Consider the following 19,889-nt stretch of genomic DNA (forward strand, 5'->3'; position numbering starts at 1 on the left):
ATGCCTGAGTAAGGGCTCGCGCAAGAATGAGTTCTCGCACCATTATTTCCTGCCACGGCAATTTCCCGGTACGGTTCCAGCTGAATCTTGGTTATTATACCCGCTACCCGAACCCGAGTGATGATGGGAGAGACGAGACTGTGCGATTTTTGAAGCTGATTTTCATTCTACTGATCATGATGATCGGCGCTGCGTTTGCAGTCATGAATGCCGAGGCTGTGCGACTCAACTACTATTTTGGGGCGGAAGAGCTGCCGCTGTCAGTGATACTGGTCGCTGCCCTCGCCCTGGGGGCTATACTGGGCGTACTTGCCATGTTGAGCGGATCACTCCGGTTGCGCCGGGAGAACATCAGTCTCAGGCACAAGGCGCGACTGGCGCGCCAGGAAGTGAACAACCTCCGCTCAATTCCGATAAAGGACAACTGAGACCATGCTACGGAAAGGGATGATGCCGTTCGGATTTTCTGTCTTACCGCTCCACTGCAAGTCACCCACTGAACCCGGATGATGGAACTGTTCTGGTTACTCCTGCCTGTAGCCGCCGCCTCCGGCTGGTGGGCCGCAAAACGCAGCGCCTCCCGCCAGGTGGTGGCCGTGGCCGAGCGTTCCCCGGGTTATTTCAGTGGTCTGAACTACCTGTTGAATGAACAGCCGGACAAGGCCATCGACGTCTTTATCAAGATGCTTGAGGTTGACAGTGATACGGTGGAAACCCATTTGGCGCTGGGGAACCTGTTCCGCCGCCGCGGTGAGGTGGATCGCGCCATCCGCATCCATCAGAACCTGATCGCCCGGCCCATGCTGAATCGTGAACAGCGTGGTCAGGCGTTGCTGGAGCTGGGGCAGGACTACATGAAGGCCGGTCTGTTCGATCGCGCCGAGAGCCTGTTCAATGAGCTGGGCGAGATGAACATGTTCCAGGCTCAGGCGCTGGAAAACCTGTTGACCATCTATCAGCAGGAGAAGGATTGGGATAAGTGTCTGCAGGTGGCCAGGCGCCTGGGACAGCGGACCGGTAAAGCGCGCCGCAAGGAGTGCGCGCACTACTATTGTGAGTTGGCGGAAGAGGCGCGCCACCGTAACGACCTGGCGCGGGCCGCGCAACTGCTAAGGAAGGCGCAGCTCTCGGATGACGGGTGTGTCAGGGCCACCATTCTGCAGGGCGAGATCGAAGCGGCCGGCGGCTCGCCCAAAAGTGCCCTTCGCACATTACGACATGTGGAGAAGCAGGACCCGGCCTATCTGTCGGAAGTGCTTCCCGCGATACTCGAATGCTATCGCGAGCTGGGCAATCGTACCGAGCTGGGCAGGTACCTGCGCCAACTCTATGAAAAGCACCACACCGTGAGCAGTGTCCTGGCGTTGACCGATTTTATTCAGGACGACGAGGGTGAGGAGGCGGCGATCCGGTTTTTGGCCGGTTATCTGCAGGCCCATCCCAATCTCGGAGGTCTGGACCGGCTGGTCGGCCTCTCGCTGAAGGCGGCGAAGAGCGATGGCCTGGAGAGCCTGCCGATACTGCAGCAGATCCTGAACAAACTATTGGAAAACCGGCCGGCCTATCAGTGCGTCAGTTGCGGGTTCACGGCCAAGACCCTGCACTGGCAGTGTCCCAGCTGCAAATCCTGGAGCAGCATCAAGCCGCGTGACGAGTTTGATGAAATATGACCCTGCTCTCTCCTGAATCCTGAACTGAACCCAGAACCAACAAGGCAGAATCCATGACCGCCGTATCGAAGCATCCCCGCATCATCGTCGCCCTCGATTATCCCTCCGCTGCTCCGGCTCTGGACCTGATATCCGGCCTCGACCCGGCCGCCTGCCGGCTCAAGGTAGGAAAAGAGATGTTCACCCGTCTGGGGCCGGCCTTCGTTGAGAAGCTGGTGGGCGAGGGCTTCGATGTTTTTCTCGATCTGAAATTCCATGATATCCCCAACACCGTGGCGGCGGCCTGCGAGGCGGCGGCCGACCTGGGCGTCTGGATGGTGAATCTGCACGCCTCCGGTGGACGTACGATGATGACGACGGCGCGGGAGCGGCTGGAATCGCTGTCCCATCGACCGCTGCTGATCGCCGTCACCATCCTCACCAGTCTCGGCGAAAAGGATATCGCCGAGGTCGGATTTTCCGGGGCACCGGTGGATAACGTGATCCGTCTCGCCCGGCTGGCGTCCCAATCCGGTCTGGATGGTGTCGTCTGTTCGCCCCTGGAGGCAGGGGAGGTGCGGCCGCTGGTGGGACAGGATTTTCTCCTGGTGACTCCCGGCGTGCGCCCGGCCAGCGCGGCCCAGGACGACCAGAAACGGGTGATGACGCCGCTGGCGGCGCTGAATAATGGCGCCGACCTGCTGGTCATCGGCCGGCCGATCACCGCGGCCGATGATCCCCAGGCGAGCCTCGACCGCATCCAGCAGGAGATTGCCGGATTCGCTAGAGTCTGAGGGCGTACGTCGGCAGCCCAGGAGCCCGACGGACTCCGAGTCGCCTGGCCCCGGGAACCATCGGGCCGTGCCCGTCGAGGGTGTCCATGGGGCGCCCTTTGACTGGTTTTTGCAGTAGGATGCGGTTCGTGCGTCAGCGGCACCCTACAGGCCCAAACGACAATTAAAGCGCCCCCTATGCTGCATCTTTACCATAGCAATCGACTGGAGCGGCTGGCTGACCAACTGGCCGACACCCTGCGCCGACCGGCGGCCGATCCGCTGGCGCCGGAGACCATCGTGGTCCAGCACCCCGGGATGGGGCGCTGGCTCTCCCTGCAACTTGCCCGACGCCTCTCCATTTGCGCCAATACGGTGTTCCCGTTGCCGGCCGGTTTCATCTGGCAGCTGCTTCGGCAACTGCTGGTCGATGTGCCGGAGAACGACAGCTTCAGGCCGGAGCTGATGCAGTGGCGGCTGTTTGAGCGGTTGGCCAAACCGCTGCCGGGGCGGGGCTTCGAGCCGTTGCAGCGTTATCTGGCGCGTGATGATGAACTCACGCGCTTTCAACTGGCCGGTGAGATTGCCAACTGCTTCGACCAATATCTGGTCTATCGCCCTGACTGGATCGACCGTTGGCAACAGGGACGCAGTGCGGTGGCGGGCGATCATTGGCAGGCCGCGCTGTGGCGCGACCTGGTGGCCGGCCAGCGGCTGGAGCACTGGGTCGATCTGCGGCAGCGGCTGGTCCGCGCGGCCGCGGACGGGCGCATCGAACCCGATCATCTGCCCGAGCGAATCTGCCTGTTTGCCCTGAACGCCCTCTCGCCCGGTTACCTGGAGGTGCTCGATCTCGCTGCCCGCTGGATCGATATCCATCTCTTCCTGCTGAATCCGGCGGAAGGTTACTGGATGGACCTGGTCTCCGAATCTGAACGGGAGCGGCGTAGCCTGGAGGGCGCCGAGCAGGCGCTCTATCTGCAGGTGGGCAATCCCCTGCTGGCCTCCATGGGGGGGCAGGGGAGTGATTTCCTGGCGTCCCTGCTGAATCACGATACCGGTGCCGCGGAGGCGTTCTTTGACTCAGGTGAGGGCTGCCTGCTGCATCAGCTGCAGCGGGATATCCTGCGCGCCTGTGAGTCGGATGAGCCACAAACGCCGCGGGAGCCCCGCCGGGTCGATCCGGTGGACCGATCGCTGCAGTTTCATCTCTGCCACAGTCCGATGCGCGAGGTGGAGGTGCTGCACGACCAGCTACTCTACCGTCTTGCCGTGGATGAGCGCCTGCAGCCGAGCGATATCCTGGTGATGACCCCGGATATGGACAGCTATGCCCCCTACATTGAGGCCGTCTTCGGCGAGTCGACCGGGCGCAACCACATCCCCTATACGCTGTCGGATCGCAGCCAGATTTCGGAGACACCCAGCGTCTCCCTGTTCCTCCACCTGCTCAGTCAGCCCGGGGGGCGCTACCCGGCGGACGAGATCTTCTCCCTGCTGGAGCAGCCGCTGCTGCATCGTCGCTTCGGTCTCTCGTCAGGGGACCTGCCGCACATCCGCCGCTGGCTGGAAAGCGTGGCCATTCGCTGGGGACGGGATGGCTCCGAGCGGGCGGCGCTGGGCCTGCCCCTGACCGGGCAGAACAGCTGGCAGCAGGGTCTGGACCGGCTGCTGCTGGGCTATGCCTTGCCGGCCCCCGTCCCTGCTACAACCGAGCAACTGTTTCAGGGGCTGCTGCCCTGCCCAGAAGTGGAGGGCGCGGACGCGCAGATCCTGGCGGGGCTGTACAGCTTTGTCACGGCGCTGTTTGAACTGGAGGGGAGGATCCTCGAGGCCTGTTCAGCCGCGGACTGGGAGGTCCGTCTGAATGAGCTGATCGACCGTTTCTTCGCCCCCGATGAGGCCGAGGCCCGGTCGGTTCAGGCGCTGCGCGACAGTATTGCCCGCCTGGCCGGGACGACCGCACTGGCCGGTTTTCGGGGGACCATCTCGCGGGAGCTGGTTATATCCCAACTGCAGGATCAGTTCGCCACACCCTCTGGCGGCCGGTTTCTCGGCGGCGGGGTCAACTTCTGTGCCCTCACCCCGATGCGGGCCCTGCCGTTCCGGGTGATCTGCATGATCGGCTTGAATGACGGCAGTTTCCCCCGCGAGCGGCGCCCGGTCGGCTTCAACCTGCTGGCGGGCCAGCACCGCCCGGGCGACCGGTCGCGCCGTGCCGATGACCGCTACCTGTTTCTGGAGACCCTGATCTCCGCCCGGGAGCAGCTCTATTTCAGCTATGTCGCCCAGGATATACGGGACAACAGTCCGCTGCCGCCCTCGGTCCTGCTGAGCGAGGTGATCGACTATCTGGATGATCGCTACACCACTCTGTCCGGGCAGGCCGCCTCGGAGCAACTGAGCGTGCGCCATCCGCTGCAGGCCTTCAATCCGCGCTATTTTTTGCCGGATACGGGGTTGTTCAGCTATGCCGAGACCAATTGCCAGGGGGCAAAGGCCCTGCTGTCCCCGTCCGCCGCGCCAGCCCGGTTTATCCGGCAGCCACTGACACCGCCGGAGGACCACTGGCGACAGGTCGAACTGGCCCACCTGATCCGTTTTTACACCAATCCGGTCCGTTATCTGCTGGCGGCACGATTGGGCATCACCATCGCCTACGAACAGGCGCAGATGGAGAGTCGCGACCCCTTCGAGCTGGACTATTTTCAGCGCAGCGAGCTGTTTCAGCGGCTGGTGCAGGCGTCGCTGCAGGGGGACGATCCGGCGCAATGGCTGGCGCTGGAACGTGCCCGCGGCATGCTGCCCCACGGGACCGGCGGGGTGGTGCTGTTCGAACGCCTGGCAGAGAGCGCCCGACAGTTTGCCAAGCGGCTGCAGCCGTTCTATCCGGGGGATGATACCCTGGCCCTGGCGGTGGATATTTCCCACGGCAGTCTGCGCCTGATGGGACGCCTGGAAAGGGTCCCCAGCGCCGGCCTGCTCGGTTATTCCCTGGAGAAAATACCCGATCCGCAACTGCTGGCGCTGTGGATCAGGCACCTGCTGCTCAACGTCGCCGCCCCGGCGGCGGTGACGCCGGTCACCCGCTGGCTCAGCCGCGAGGGGCTGGTGACCCTGCACCCCGTCGCCGATGCGCAGGCACGGCTGGCGGAGCTGCTGGATCTCTACTGGCAGGGCCTGCAGCGGCCGTTGCCGCTGTTTGCCCGCAGCGCTCACAGTTACGCGCGAGCGTTACACGAGGGCAAACCGCGCGAGTTCTGCCTGAAGCGGGCGCGGGACAAGTGGTTCGGCGGCTATCAGGGGTTTGCCGAATATGACAATCCCTATTACCGGCTCGCCTTTCCCGACGGTGAAGTGCTGGATGAGACGTTTGAATCGCTGAGTGAGCAGGTCTTCGTGCCGCTGCTCGCGGCCATGGAGGTCGGCTGACATGCGGCGACTCGACCTGTTTGAGACCCCCCTCGACGGCATGAACCTGATCGAGGCCAGCGCCGGGACGGGCAAGACCTACACCATCACCGGGCTCTATATCCGCCTGATCCTGGAGCAGGGCCTGACGGTGGAACAGATCCTGGTGGTCACCTATACCAAGGCGGCGACGGCCGAGCTGCGGGAGCGAATCCGCAGCAGAATGGTCCAACTCAAGCGGGCCGTGGAGGGCGATCGGGAGGACGGGTTCCGCGACGCCCTGATGCGCGATCCGGACACCGCCGAGCTGCGCTTGCAGCGCCTGACGCTGGCCATTCTCAGCTTCGACAAGGCCGCCATCTTTACCATTCACGGCTTCTGTCAGCGGCTGTTGGCGGAAAACGCCTTTGAGAGCGGTATGCCGTTTCATACCGAGCTGCTGCTGGATGAGCGGCCCCTGATGCAGGAGGTGGTGGATGATTACTGGCGCAGCCGGATCCAGGATATCCCGCCCGGCCTGCTCGGCTATCTGCTCGACCAGGGGCTGAGTCCCGACCTGCTGACCCTGGCCCTGCGCGGCAATATCAACAAGCCCTACCTGGAGATCCGGGGCCAGGCCATGCCGGCCGATCTGAGCGCTGCAGAAGCGGAGTTCTCCGCCCGCTTCGACGAGCTGCGCCAGCTCTGGCTCGCGCAACGCGACGCGGTGCTGGATCAGCTCAAGCGTTGCGACGGTCTGAACCGGAACAAGTATCGCTCGGCCTCTATTGATAAATGGGCGCTGGCGATGGATCTCTATCTGCAGCCCACCCCCGGACCCCGCTTCAGCGAGCTGGAAAAGTTTTCCAGCACGGCACTGGCGGCGGCGCTGAACAAGTCGGGACGTGCCCCGGATCACCCCTTGTTCGATCGCTGCGAGTCGTTGCTGCACGCCATCGACCGGCTGGACCGGCAGTACGAGCAGGCGCGCGTGGCCCTGCTCGGGGAGTTGATCCAGTACGCCAATGAGCAGCTGCGGATGCGCAAGCAGCGGCTCCGGGTGCAATCCTATGACGATCTGCTGCTGAACCTGCAAACCGCCCTGGACGGGGAGCGGGGGGCGGCCCTGGTGGAGCGCGTGCGCCTCGGCTACAGTGCCGCGTTGATTGATGAGTTTCAGGACACCGATCCGGTCCAGTACAGGATTTTTCACCGGCTGTTTGTACAACAGCCCGGGCTGCTGTTTCTGGTCGGGGACCCGAAGCAGGCCATCTACAGCTTTCGCGGCGCCGATATCTTTGCCTATCTGCGGGCCGGCGCCGATGCCGGGAAGGGTTACACCCTGGATGTGAACTGGCGCTCCGTGCCACCGCTGATCGAGGCGGTCAACCGCCTGTTCGATCAACCCCAGGGGGGATTCCTGTTTCCCCAGATACCGTTCCAACCCTCGCGGCCGGCCGAGACGGAACAGCAACGGCTGCTGGAGCAGGACGGGGATGACGCCTGTTTCCGGGTCGGCTTCATCTCCGGCAAGCAGAGCAAGGAGCAGGCTTCGCAGATCGCCGTCGACTGGACCGCGCGGGAGATCGCCCGGCTTACCGGAGTAGGGCCGGAATCGGGAACGGAGGGCCCGATCCGTCTCGGTGAGCGATCCCTGGCGGGGGGCGATATCGCCGTGCTGGTGAGGACCCACCGGCAGGGGGAGCTGATCCGCCACGCCCTGGCCGCACGCGGGATACACAGTGTCCAGCGTGCTCAGCAGGATGTGTTCCAGACCCACGAGGCGAGCGAGCTGGAACGGCTGCTGCGGGCGGTGCTGGAACCGCAGCGGGAGGGTCTGGTCTTCGCCGCCCTCGGCAGTGATCTGCTGGGGGTATCGGGGGACGCGATTGCCGGATTGGCCACGGATGAGGGGCAACTGACCACCTACCTGGAGCAGTTCCAGCACTACCATCGGCTCTGGCTGGCCCAGGGCTTCATGCGCATGTTCCGTCATCTGATGCGCGAGCAGCGGGTGACCGGGCGGCTGTTGGCGCTCCCGGATGGTGAACGGCGCATGACCAATACCCTGCACCTGAGCGAGCTGATTCACCAGCAGGAGCGTGACAGCGGCGCCGGCATGGAGGCGCTCATCGGCTGGCTGAGCCGGTTGCGCCTGGGTGATCTGCCGGAAGACGAGCAGCGCCAGCTGCGGCTGGAGAGTGACGACAACCTGGTACAGATCGTCACCATCCACAAAAGCAAGGGGTTACAGTATCCGGTGGTGTTCTGTCCCTTTGTCTGGGACGGTGGTCTGCGTGCCATCCGGGAGGGGGAGGGGTGCCGTTTTCACGATCCGCAACAGCAGGATCGGGCGGTGCTGGATCTCGGTTCACCCGCCTGGCCGGAGGCCCGGCGGGTGAACCGGACCGAGACCCTGGCGGAGAGTCTGCGCCTGCTGTATGTGGCGTTGACCCGCGCCCGGCAGCGCTGCTACATCACCTGGGGCGAGGTGAACGGGGCCGCGGAGTCACCCCTCGCCTGGCTGCTGCATCCGCCGCCATCACCCCGTTCCGGGGATCAGCTCGAGGCCCTGGCGGCCCATTTCCGCTCGCTGGATCAATCCCAACTGCTGGCACGCCTGCAACAGTGGGCCGAGCCGCTGTCCGGGCAGGTGCGGATTACCCCCTGTGAAGCGGCCGAAGCGGAGGCTGCAGCGGACTTGGAGGGGGAGAGCGGTGCCGGCCTGCCCGCTTCGGCTCCCCGGCAACGCCACGCTGCCGAGGGGCTACGCGCGGAACAGTTCACCCGCCGGCTGGGCCGGGGTGCCGCCGTGACCAGCTTCTCCGCGCTGACGGTCGGCAGCGACCATTTTGATCGACCGGATCACGACGAAATCCCTGTGCTGGTCCCTGTTTCGGTCCAGGTACCGACGGAGGCCCCGGCTGAGCTACCGGCCACCCGTTCCCGGTTCAGTTTTCCACGGGGCGCCAATCCCGGCAGCTGCCTGCATGCCATTTTCGAGCAGCTCGATTTCAGCCGCCACAGCCCCGCTGAACTGAGCCGGCTGGTGCAGCAGCAGCTCGCCGCCTATGGTATTGACCCGGTCTGGCGGGACGTGGTCCGCGATATGGTCAGCGATGTGCTCGATACCCCGCTGGAGCCGAACAGCGAGCGTTGCCTCCGCCACATCCCCAAGGCGCACTGTCTGGTGGAGATGGAGTTCAACTACCCGGTTGCACAGCTGCAGGCGCCGCGTCTGGCCGCGCTGCTGACCGAACAGGGTTTCGCGGAGTCAGAGGTGATGGCCCAGGCGATCCACCGGCTCGCCTTCAGCGACATCAGCGGCTACCTGAAGGGCTTTATCGATCTGATTTTTGTCCATGAGGGGCGCTACCACTTGCTCGATTACAAGTCCAACTGGCTGGGCGACCAGCCGGCCGACTACAGCCAGACCCATCTCGTCACCGCAATGGCGGGCAACGGCTACTTCCTGCAGTACCTGCTCTACAGCGTGGCGTTGCACCGTTATCTCGCACGGCGGCTGCCGGATTATGACTATGAGTGCCATTTCGGCTCGGTCTACTATCTGTTTCTGCGCGGCATGTCCCCGGCCGACGGAACGGAATTCGGTGTCTATCGGGAGCGCCCGGCGAAGCGCCTGATCGAGGCCCTGGATCGCTATTTCACCGGGGAGGAGGTGCCGGTATGAGTCAGGCGCTGGAACTACTCCGGGAGTTGAAGGCACAGGGCCTGGTGACCGATCTGGATCTGCATTTCGCCACCCTCATCGGCCGGCTGGCCGCCGACCAGCGTCCCGAGCTGCTGCTGGCGGCCGCATTCACCAGCTACCGGACCGGTGCGGGCGATGTCTGTCTGCCGCTTGCCGAGTGGAGCGGCCGTATGGTCGGCGGGCCGGAAGGGCGGATTCGGCTCCCAGACAGTGCAACGTGGCGGCGCCTGCTGCTGGAGACCGCGGTGGTGGGATCGCCCGGCGACTATCGGCCGCTGATCCTGGATACAGCGGGGAGACTCTATCTGCAGCGCTATTGGGCGTATGAGCAGCAGCTGGCTGATCTGCTCCTGGCGCGCAGTCGGGCCGAGGTCGCCACGGTTGACCCGGAACGCCTGCGGCTGGGGCTTGGACAGCTGTTTCCACCACAACCGGTGCTGGGGACCGACTGGCAGAAGGTCGCCGCGGCTGTGGCGGTACAGAAGCGCTTCAGCGTGATCTCGGGGGGGCCGGGCACCGGAAAGACCAGCACAGTGGTGCGCATTCTCGCCCTGCTGCAGCAGCAGGCCGGTGAGCGGCCGCTGGTGATCGCCCTCGCCGCGCCTACCGGAAAGGCCGCTGCCCGCCTGCAGGAGTCCATCCAGCAGGCACGGGCGCATCTGCCGGTTGCCCCCGGGCTGCTCGCCACCATCCCGGCACAGGCGATGACCATGCATCGGCTGATGGGGAGTCGCCAGGACAGCGTGCAGTTCAGGCATGACGCCGACAATCCACTGCCGGTGGATGTGCTGGTGATCGATGAGGCGTCGATGGTCGATGTAGCCCTGATGTCCAAGGTGGTGGCCGCCCTTCCGGCCGAGGCGCGCCTGATCCTGCTGGGTGACCGCAACCAGCTCGCCTCGGTGGAGGCCGGCGCGGTGCTGGGCGATATCTGTGGGGATGACCCCGGTTTTAGCGCCGATTTTCAACAACAGCTCGCATGGCTGACCGATCAGGCGCTGGCCGCAGAGACGGCGGCGCACCAGCCACTGGCCGATGCCGTGGTACAGCTGCGGCACAGCTACCGTTTTGGCGGGCACAGCGGCATCGGGCGGCTCGCAGAGGCGGTGAACCGGGGCGACGGCGAGTCCGCGCGGCAACTGTTGGAGGGGGAGGGGCCGGAGCGGGAGGGGCCGGGGGATATCCGCCTGCTCGCCGGGTCGAGCGACCCGCTGGCGATCGCGGCGTCGGCCTACAGCCATTACCTGAAGCGCATTGCCGCAGGTGCCGCGGCGGGAGAGGTGTTTGCCGCCTTCGACAGCTTCCGGGTACTCTGCGCCCTGCGTTCGGGACCTGCCGGCGTGGCGGAGCTGAATCAGCAGATCCGGCAGCGCCTGGAGACGGTCGGCCTGATTGACCCTGGGGTGGCATGGTATCCCGGGCGCCCGGTACTGATCACCCGTAACGACCATAATCTGAAACTCTACAATGGCGATGTCGGCATCCTGTTGGCGGGTGAGGCGGGGGAGATGCAGGTCTGTTTTCGGACCTCGGATGGCGTGCGCCGGGTGAGTCCCGCCCGGCTGCCGCCCCATGAAACCGCCTTCGCCATGACGGTGCACAAGAGTCAGGGGTCGGAGTTTGCGCGGGTGCTGCTGATTCTGCCGGGGCGGGATAGTCCGCTGCTCACGCGTGAGCTGATCTATACCGGACTCACGCGAAGCCGGCGCGAATTTATTCTCTCGGACGCGCATGGCCTGCTTGTCCCGGCGATAGCCAGACGCACCAGGAGGGCCTCCGGATTGGGGGAGAAACTTTGGGGTAGTAAATAAAGTAGTGATCGTGAGTGTGACGGCAATCACCCTTACCGGTAAATATTCCCGGTGATGGGGGGATTTGTGAGTCTTATCACCGCAAAAAGAGCAAAAACTGACGAAGATCAGCTTTCAGATTCTGATTACTTGCCTTTCATGCTAATTCGGAAGATACTCATGCGCCTATTTAAGAAAGTTATAACTTTCCAGAAGAAGAAGAGGGGTAGTAGTCCTCTGAGTCCGGATTGGCAAGAGGGTTTTCAGCGGCCACACACAGAGGGATGGATCGTAGAATCCAGGTGGTCGAACTTCAGGGGGCGCGGGTCGAGGGAACGGCTGTCTCCGAAATTGAATAATTGGGGATAGGGTTCGATGCACAACATTATGGTGCTCAACGCAAAAGGCGGCTGTGGGAAAACCACAATATCCACCACGCTGGCCTGTTACTTTGCCGGGCAGGGCTACAAAACGGCCCTCATGGATTACGATCCCCAGAACTCCAGCCATCACTGGCTGGATATGCGCAAGCCCTCCCAACCTCAGATTCGTTCCATCGATGCCGCCCGCCCACGTAGCGGAATGACCCGCACCTGGCAGCTCCATAGCGGAGTGGAAACCGAAGTGGTGGTCATAGACACCCCGGCCGGCGTCACCGGAGGACGACTGGTGGACCTGTTCAACAAGGCGGACAGCATCCTGATACCGGTCATGCCCACCGTCATCGATCTGCAGGCAGTGGAAGGATTTCTTACCGAACTGATGCATTTTGCCAAAAACCGGCTGCATGGCAAGCGGGTCGCCATGGTCATCAACCGGGTGCGTTTCAAGACCGCGACCTACGAGAAAATCGAGGCACTGTCCGCCAGGTTGGGGATACCGTTGATCGGATCGCTGCGCGATACCCACAATTACGCCATCGCCATGGAAACCGGCATGGGCATTTGCGAAATGAAGAACGGGGTTACCTCCAAGGACCGCAAACAGTGGCAGCCGATAATCAACTGGCTGCACGAAGCCATTCCCGGCAAGGAACCGGTGCAGCCATCGAGTTTCGGTGAGTCGCCAGGGTGGCAGCCAGAGGCCAAAAGCGTCGCGCTATCCTGATATTGCCCTGATTTTCCTGATACTGCCCTGATATTACAGCGCCGCCCTGGAACAATCGTTCCAGGCAGGATAGTTTCCTTTCAGATTTCATACAGTATTTTTTCTACTGCCCTTATAAATATAAATTTGGGATAACCCATTCATCCATGTGGTAGGGTATGCCCTGAATCTAGGGCCGCGGAAAAAATAAAGCATCCCATCTCGCTTCGCCCTCGGCCCGCTCACGGCGTTGTGCAAAGGGTTACATAGGCCAGCTATGCGCCCCTTTGCACGCCTTGTGAGCAGACCGATGGCTGTGCGATCTTGGGATGATTTATTTTCACCGCGACCCTTATACTGGATGCGATGCCGTTGCCCGTTGTTCGGTCAAAGTCCCGGTCTGGTGGAACCAGAGAGGGGTTCCATGACCGGGCCAAAGGCCCATCCCGCCGGTTTCTATACTTACCCAATTGCATGATTTCCGGTGTAGGCGGGTGAAGAAAATATTAACGATAAATTGTTCTAAGGAGATCTAGAGAGATGATCAAGCCTGTCGGATCCGATGCCCTTCAGCCGCTCTTTGTCTACGACACCGATAAACACCATGCGCTGATGCATGAGGCCGAGTCTTTGCCCTCGGTGATTATCAGCTCCCAGGCCGCGGGTAATGCGGTGATGCTGGGTGCCGGCTATTTCAATCCCTTGAAGGGCTACATGACCGTCAACGACGCCATGGGCTGTGCCGAGCAGATGAAAATGACCGACGGCAGCTTCTTCCCGGTGCCCGTGCTCTGCCTGCTGGAGAGTGTGGACGCCATCCAGGGTGCCCGGCGTGTCGCCCTGCGCGATCCGAATGTGGAAGGCAATCCGGTCCTGGCGGTAATGGACATCAATGCCGTCGAGGAGGTATCGGATGTGCAGATGGAGGTGATGACCCGGCGGGTTTATGGCACCACCGATCCCGAACACCCCGGGGTGGACGCCTTCAACAGCCAGGGCCGCCGGGCCATCTCGGGCCCGATCCAGGTGCTGAACTTCAGCTATTTCCAGACCGATTTCCCGGACACCTTCCGTACCGCGGTCGAGATCCGTAATGAGATTCAGGAGCACGGCTGGAAGAAGATTGTCGCCTTCCAGACCCGCAACCCGATGCATCGCGCCCACGAGGAGCTGTGCAAGATGGCCATGGATGCGGTCAAGGCCGATGGCGTGGTGATCCACATGCTGCTGGGCAAGCTGAAGCCGGGCGATATCCCGGCACCGGTGCGCGACGCGGCGATTCGCAAGATGGCGGAGCTCTACTTTCCGCCCAACACCGTCTGCATCACCGGCTACGGTTTCGACATGCTCTATGCCGGTCCCCGTGAAGCGGTGCTGCACGCCTACTTCCGCCAGAATATGGGCGCGACCCACTTTATTATCGGTCGTGATCACGCCGGTGTGGGCGACTATTACGGTGCCTTCGATGCCCAGACCATCTTCGATAGCGAAGTCCCGGCGGGTGCGTTGGAAATCGAAATCTTCCGCGCCGATCACACCGCGTACTCGAAGAAGCTCAATCGGGTGGTGATGATGTGCGATGCACCCGATCACGGCAAGGAGGACTTCGTGCTGCTCTCCGGCACCAAGGTGCGTGAGATGCTGGGACAGGGCATGGCACCGCCGCCCGAATTCTCCCGGCCGGAAGTGGCTGAAATCCTGATGAATTATTATCAGTCGCTGAACTGAGGGTCGCCACCCCCCTCTGGCGCGGCAGCGTCGGAGGGGGACCGCTGGTCCTTATACCGCGAAGGCCAAGGGTGGCCGGAAGCGGCTTTGACCCACACTATCCCCGTACCCCCTCAATCAATACCTGCCCTGCTCAGTAAGTGCACGCGCATCGCCTGCGGAATCTCAACCCGGCATCATCCACCCAGCGTAGCCCGGATTTCCCCCCTGAGGCTGTGTACCTGTCGGATCCCCGAAGGGCGGGGCCCTTCAGGCTGCAATGATCTCCCCGATTGAGCACTCAGCGTGATGGCTACTCCTTCTAACGGCGGCCTGATTGGATTAGAATGGGCGCTTCTTACCACGCAAGACGACATCATGAAACCATACCGAACTTATCTCCTTGGCGCCGCCTTGTTTGCGCTCGTTTCCACCCCGCTCCACGCCGACCTGGAAGCGGGCATCGCCGCCTATGAGAAAGGCGACTACGCAGAAGCCTTCAGCCAATATGAACAAGCGGCCGAAGCGGGTGATGTGGATGCCTACGGCAAGCTGGCCGGGCTCTATCTCTACGGCGTGGGCACCGAGAAGGACTACACCAAGGCCTATATCTGGTTTGGTTTGGCGCAACATGGCGGCGATAAATATGCGGAAAAATTCAAGTTGACCGCCTCCTCCGTCATGACCCTGGAACAAGTGAAGCAAGCCGAGGAGATCCTCGCGGAGCGTATAAAACGCCTTGAGGAGTAGTGCCGTCAGGACTGGATGAGCGCTTACAGGCATCACCTCCCGGAGCTCTCGGCTATCGAATACCGGTGGGCCGGCCGAAGCCGGCCCACCGGGCACCGACTCAGCGCGAGGCCGCCAACGCCTGATCCAGATCGGCGATGATATCGTCGATATGCTCGATACCGATTGACAACCGCACCAGATCCTCGCTCACCCCCGCCCTGGCCAGCTCCTCCGGATTCAGCTGACGATGGGTGGTGGTGGCCGGATGGCAGGCCAGACTCTTGGCATCGCCGATATTCACCAGTCGAACCACCAGATCCAGTGCATCGATAAAGCGCCCGCCCGCCTCCTTGCCGCCGGTTATTCCGAAGGAGAGGATACCGGACGCCCTGCCCCCCATGTATCGGTCCACCAGGGGTTTGTCCGGGCTTCCCTCCAGCCCTGCGTAGCGCACCCACTCCACCTGGGGATGGGACTGCAGATAGTTGGCGACCGCCAGGGCATTTTCGCAATGCCGATCCATTCTCACCGGCAGCGTCTCAATCCCCTGCAGCACCAGGAAGCTGTTGAACGGTGAGATCGCCGCGCCCATATTGCGCAACGGTACCACCCGCGCCCGGCCGATGAAGGCGGCCGGCCCCAGGGCCTCGGTATAAACCACGCCATGATAGGAGACATCCGGCTGGTTCAGGCGCGGGAAACGGTCGGCATGCTCGGCCCAGGGGAAATTCCCTGAATCGACAATCACCCCACCGATGGTGGTGCCGTGACCGCCCATGTACTTGGTCAGGGCGTGTACCACGATATCCGCGCCGTGCTCAAACGGACGACAGAGATAAGGGGACGGGACGGTGTTGTCCACTACCAGCGGCACGCCGTGAGCGTGGGCCATATCCGCCATGGCGCCAATGTCCACCACGTTGCCGGCCGGATTGCCGATGGACTCGCAGAACACCAGTTTGGTGCGGTCATCGATCAGTGCCGCCATGCCATCCACGTCCTTGGGATCGGCAAACCTGGCATCGATCCCCAGCTGCGGCAGGGTGTGGGCAAACAGGTTGTAGGTGCCACCGTAGAGGGTGGTGGTGGTGACGATATTGTCACCGGCCTCGCACAGGGTGAAGATCGTGTCGGTGATCGCCGCCATGCCGGAGGCCAGCCCCAAGGCTCCGATGCCACCCTCCATGGCCGCCACCCGCTTCTCCAGCACATCGGTGGTCGGATTCATGATACGGGTATAGATATTCCCCTGGACTTTCAGATCAAACAGATCGGCGCCATGCTGGGTATCGTCAAAGGCGTATGAGGTGGTCTGATAAATCGGCACCGCGACCGCCTTGGTGGTCGGATCCGGTTCAAAGCCCCCGTGTATTGCGATTGTTTCAATCTTCATCTACGCACTCCTCCTGTTCTTTTGCCATTACCGGTCAAAAATGTCCTGCATCTTAACTGCAGAAATATGACACTGTCGAATAGCTGGAGCGCCCAGCGCGGCATGGCTTACCCGGGTGCCTGGTCGGTCGCGCTTGTTGAGGTGGACGTCTTGTCGAGGTGGACATCCATCTGTGGATAAGGGATAGAGATCCCGTTATCGTCAAAGGCCAGCTTGATCCGTTCGGTCAGATCGAACCTCACATCCCAGTAGTCGCCGCTCTTGACCCAGGGCCGGACATTGAAGTTGACACTGCTGTCCGCCAGCTCGCCAACCACCACCTGCGCCGCGGGCTCCTTCAGCACGCGCTCATCTGCTGCAAGGATATCGCCAAGCAGCTGCTTGGCTTTGCGGATATCGTCGCCATAGCCGATACCGAAGACCATATCGATACGCCGCGTCTCCCGGGCGGAATAGTTGGTGATGGTGCCGTTGTAGATGGCCCCATTCGGCACGATGACTTCGCGATTGTCTCCGGTACGCATGATGGTGCTGAAAATGCTGATGGTCTCCACCACACCGGCGGTGCCGCCCGCCTCGACAAAATCGCCCGCTGTGAAGGGGCGGAAGATGATCAGCATCACCCCGGCGGCAAAGTTCTGTAAAGAGTCCTTCATGGCCAGGCCGACGGCCAGGCCGGCGGCAGCCAGCAGGGCGATCAGCGAGGTGGTATCCACACCCAACTGGTCCAGCGCGGCGACGACGATGAACAGCAGCAGCACGGTGTGAAGAATGGGGACGACAAAATTGACCAGGATGACGTCCATTTTGCTCCTGCCCAGCAACTTCTTGACTATCCTGAGCAGAATGTTGGCGACCCAGCGACCGACGAAGAAGGTGCCCAGTGCCAGGATGATGTTGATGCCCCAGGGGATGGCGAAGTTCGACATCAGTTTCTCAAGATCGATGAATTCCGGCATGTCAGACTCCCAGTGACTTATTTTGCTTGATTTGTTGTCCGTTCGAAATATAGCAGACAATTGTCAGTGAAGGTCACACAGATAAACTTACCTGATTACCTACCAGACTCCACTAAGGTCAGATACCGGTTATAAAGCCGCGAATGAACGCGAATAAACGCAAATAGCGCGATTTATCCTGTTTGGGGGAATAGCGGCTTCATCCAGGCTACGGTGCTTGCCGGCGACGTAGGATGCAGGTGAGCTTGCGAACCGCATCATTCCGTCCTCGGGTCCGTAAACGGTGCATCCCTGCACCACTCCTCGCGGAATGGCTTGATGCGGTTCGTGCCTCACCGGCATCCTACCCTGGGCAGCGTGGTTTGTAGCCCGCTGGGGTGAGCCCGCGAACCTCAACAAGCTTATTCGCGTTCATTTGCGTTTATTCGCGGCTAAGATTTTTCTTGATGATGGCTGAGTTAGATGGGTAATCAGGTAAAGTTATGGTGGGCTAAGTGCAGCGGTCTCAGGGGGCGAGTTCTTCGACCAACAGCTCGATCGACCTGTCATCACTGCTTGCGGTTTGGGCATGTTTGAGAATGTCATCGCCGTTGCGCGCCGCTGCCCGGGAGACCCCGCCGATGGTGACCCACTCACCCAGCCGGCCGGATACCACGGTGTGTGCCTGCTGAATCTCATAACGGCCCTGCTGGCTACCGGGACGGGTCAGGTGCGGGCTGATCTCAAGCGTTACCATCGATCCGTTGATTCTCGGGACCACGTAGAAGCCGCTGGTCACATCCTTGTAACGGGTGGTCAGCTGTTGATGCACGGTGTCGTCATTGATAATGGTGGTCTGCTCGGTAATCGGCACCGACTGCCCGGTGGCGATGAAGGCGGGATGGCCCTCCAGCACCTGCAGGGTGTGGGTGGCATCCAGGTGGCTCCGGGTTCGCGCCTCTTTGATCCGCAGGCGCAGGTCGCTGTCTTGAGGATTTCCGACGATGACCTTGGCACGTTTTCCGATCATGCTGTTCACGTCCGCTTGAGTCGAGCGCTGTGATACCTGGTTGCCTGCGGACTGTCGGACGGAGATCCGCAGCCTCCTGGGGGGCTGATCGAGGCGCCGCAGGATCTTCTTTATCTCCGCCAGGTTGTCTGGAGAGGTGCGGATGATCAGTTGATCACGCATGCCGGCAATCGAGCCATCACGCGCTATGAAGGGTTGGAGTAGCGGGATCATCTCGGCGACGGGACGGCTTTTTAGCTGGATGATTTCCAGCGGATAGTCGGCCAGAACCTGGCCGCTACCGATGAGCAATAAGAGCGGAAGTATGAAATTTTTCATGGGGTCGCCTTGAGGGTCGGGTAGCGCCTCGGCCAGGATCAGATATAGAGCCGGCGCAGGCTGCTGTCCTGTTCGCTTCTATCCCACACCTCGGTAAAGAATTCGGTCAACAGTTTTGATTCGAGCGGATTGCAAAAGTTTGCCTCGCCTTCATAGCGATCGGCTATACGCCGCCGGATATAACCGACCCGGTCCGCGATCAGGAAATTCTCCGGGTGGTCGATATAATCGGCATGGGGGCGGCGGATCTCCATTTTGCTGGTGAGTCTCCTGGCAAGGTCGATTATCCGATGTCCCTCACGGCGCACGCGTTCGCTGTCCTGGAGCAGGATGCGAATGCCGGTTCCGCGGCACTCGATGGCGAGCCGCTTCACCGCCTCAAGAAACCCGATCTGGTCATACAGGGGGTTGTCCAGGTCATAGGTAAAGATGTCGAGGTAGTATTTCGCCTGCTGCGCCATCTGCTCGCTTGCCTCTCTGAACTGGTCACGGCCCTGCAGGCGCATACGCTCCCCGCTTGCCCCCAGCACCAGGGACTCAATGTCACGCTTCGTCTGGTCGTTCATTGTGACTCCTGTCAGGCCCGGCTCCGGCGCGGGTCCTGTTCCATGCGTTGATGGACTATGCCGGCTTCCATAAACTCTTCACCCACACAGTGAAATCCATGCCGGAGGTAGAATGCAATCGCCGCTTTCTGGGCATTGAGGAACAGGGGGTTCCGTCCATCGGCGTGGGCCGTTCGCAACAGTTGGGTCAGCAGGGCGCTGCCGACACCCAGATTGCGCCACTCCGCCACGACAGCCATTCTGCCGATCTGTCCCACCTGGGTGATGCGTCCGGTGCCGATACCGTTGCCGTCACTGTCCGTGGCCAGCACGTGCAGCGCGGACGCGTCCTCGTCATCCCATTCCAGCGCCTTCGGTACCCCCTGTTCCACGATGAACACCGATTCCCGGATGGCGCGCAACAGGGATTTACACTGTTCCCAGTCGACCTGGCTGATGGTGAAGTCACGCGTGGGCATATGAGCTCCCGTTGAATCTCCCAAGGCCCCTCAAGTATAGAGGACACAGCGACCAAGCTGAACCGCTGGTCGCCCGATGGACTCAAGTTTCCCGGTTCATGGCCGATGGATGCGCTGTGGGCGTTGGATGTTTGTCGTTTTGGATGTGCCGCGAGGTGAGGATTAACGACAACGGCCCGGGTAAGGATTTTGCGGGAGGGTGGCCGTTGTCATCAATCTTCGGATTCAATACTGGCCGAGTAGGCGACGGATGGTTGTGTTGATGTTCACAAAAAATGTGCTTGGTTCCTCCGCCCGTTGTGGGAGCGCCCGATTTGTGCGCCCTGCACGGTGAAAATGGAATCCGC

14 protein-coding genes are annotated in these 19,889 nt (G+C 61.8%); 9 read left to right on the forward strand and 5 right to left on the reverse strand.

Going from position 1 to position 19,889, the window contains the following annotated elements; translation table 11 throughout:
- Window positions 1-26: 26 nt before the first annotated feature.
- The 9 genes from NPX02_RS01820 (at window position 27) to NPX02_RS01860 (ending at window position 14,857) form a co-directional block, all read left to right on the forward strand.
- A complete protein-coding gene (locus NPX02_RS01820; RefSeq protein WP_260291448.1) occupies window positions 27-428 on the forward strand; it encodes a LapA family protein in 402 nt (133 codons plus the stop codon).
- Between the two features lie 78 nt (window positions 429-506).
- Entirely contained in the window at window positions 507-1,670 is a 1,164-nt protein-coding gene (gene lapB, locus NPX02_RS01825; RefSeq protein WP_260291449.1) for a lipopolysaccharide assembly protein LapB, read from the forward strand.
- Between the two features lie 53 nt (window positions 1,671-1,723).
- A complete protein-coding gene (pyrF, locus tag NPX02_RS01830; protein ID WP_260291450.1) occupies window positions 1,724-2,443 on the forward strand; it encodes an orotidine-5'-phosphate decarboxylase in 720 nt (239 codons plus the stop codon).
- 177 nt (window positions 2,444-2,620) lie between these two features.
- Window positions 2,621-5,854: an exodeoxyribonuclease V subunit gamma gene (recC, locus tag NPX02_RS01835; protein WP_260291451.1), complete on the forward strand. Its 3,234-nt coding sequence runs from the start codon at window positions 2,621-2,623 to the stop codon at window positions 5,852-5,854.
- Window position 5,855: 1 nt separating this feature from the next.
- Window positions 5,856-9,503, forward strand: coding sequence for an exodeoxyribonuclease V subunit beta (gene recB, locus NPX02_RS01840; RefSeq protein ID WP_260291453.1), 3,648 nt, complete (start codon window positions 5,856-5,858; stop codon window positions 9,501-9,503).
- Window positions 9,500-11,335, forward strand: coding sequence for an exodeoxyribonuclease V subunit alpha (gene recD, locus NPX02_RS01845; protein WP_260291454.1), 1,836 nt, complete (start codon window positions 9,500-9,502; stop codon window positions 11,333-11,335). Before recB ends, recD begins: the two co-directional genes overlap by 4 nt.
- 354 nt (window positions 11,336-11,689) lie before the next feature.
- Entirely contained in the window at window positions 11,690-12,421 is a 732-nt protein-coding gene (locus tag NPX02_RS01850) for a nucleotide-binding protein (protein ID WP_260291455.1), read from the forward strand.
- A 519-nt stretch (window positions 12,422-12,940) separates the two neighbouring features.
- Window positions 12,941-14,128, forward strand: coding sequence for a sulfate adenylyltransferase (gene sat / locus NPX02_RS01855; RefSeq protein ID WP_260291456.1), 1,188 nt, complete (start codon window positions 12,941-12,943; stop codon window positions 14,126-14,128).
- A 357-nt stretch (window positions 14,129-14,485) separates the two neighbouring features.
- Window positions 14,486-14,857, forward strand: a complete 372-nt coding sequence (locus NPX02_RS01860; RefSeq protein WP_260291458.1) for an SEL1-like repeat protein — start codon at window positions 14,486-14,488, stop codon at window positions 14,855-14,857.
- A 100-nt stretch (window positions 14,858-14,957) separates the two neighbouring features.
- Here NPX02_RS01860 and NPX02_RS01865 read toward each other — a convergent pair whose 3' ends face one another.
- The 5 genes from NPX02_RS01865 to NPX02_RS01885 all read right to left on the reverse strand — a co-directional run bounded on the left by NPX02_RS01865 (window position 14,958) and on the right by NPX02_RS01885 (window position 19,542).
- Window positions 14,958-16,232, reverse strand: a complete 1,275-nt coding sequence (locus NPX02_RS01865; RefSeq protein WP_260291459.1) for a bifunctional O-acetylhomoserine aminocarboxypropyltransferase/cysteine synthase — start codon at window positions 16,230-16,232, stop codon at window positions 14,958-14,960.
- A gap of 107 nt (window positions 16,233-16,339) precedes the next feature.
- Entirely contained in the window at window positions 16,340-17,191 is an 852-nt protein-coding gene (locus NPX02_RS01870) for a mechanosensitive ion channel family protein (RefSeq protein ID WP_260291460.1), read from the reverse strand.
- 505 nt (window positions 17,192-17,696) lie between these two features.
- On the reverse strand, window positions 17,697-18,518 hold the full coding sequence (locus tag NPX02_RS01875) for a secretin N-terminal domain-containing protein (RefSeq protein WP_260291461.1): 822 nt from the start codon (window positions 18,516-18,518) through the stop codon (window positions 17,697-17,699).
- A 38-nt stretch (window positions 18,519-18,556) separates the two neighbouring features.
- Window positions 18,557-19,084, reverse strand: coding sequence for a DUF7931 domain-containing protein (locus tag NPX02_RS01880; RefSeq protein WP_260291462.1), 528 nt, complete (start codon window positions 19,082-19,084; stop codon window positions 18,557-18,559).
- A gap of 11 nt (window positions 19,085-19,095) precedes the next feature.
- Window positions 19,096-19,542, reverse strand: coding sequence for a GNAT family N-acetyltransferase (locus NPX02_RS01885; protein WP_260291463.1), 447 nt, complete (start codon window positions 19,540-19,542; stop codon window positions 19,096-19,098).
- Window positions 19,543-19,889: the final 347 nt, after the last annotated feature.

The sequence above is a fragment of the Sedimenticola hydrogenitrophicus genome, assembly GCF_025175675.1.
Classification (GTDB): domain Bacteria; phylum Pseudomonadota; class Gammaproteobacteria; order Chromatiales; family Chromatiaceae; genus Sedimenticola; species Sedimenticola hydrogenitrophicus.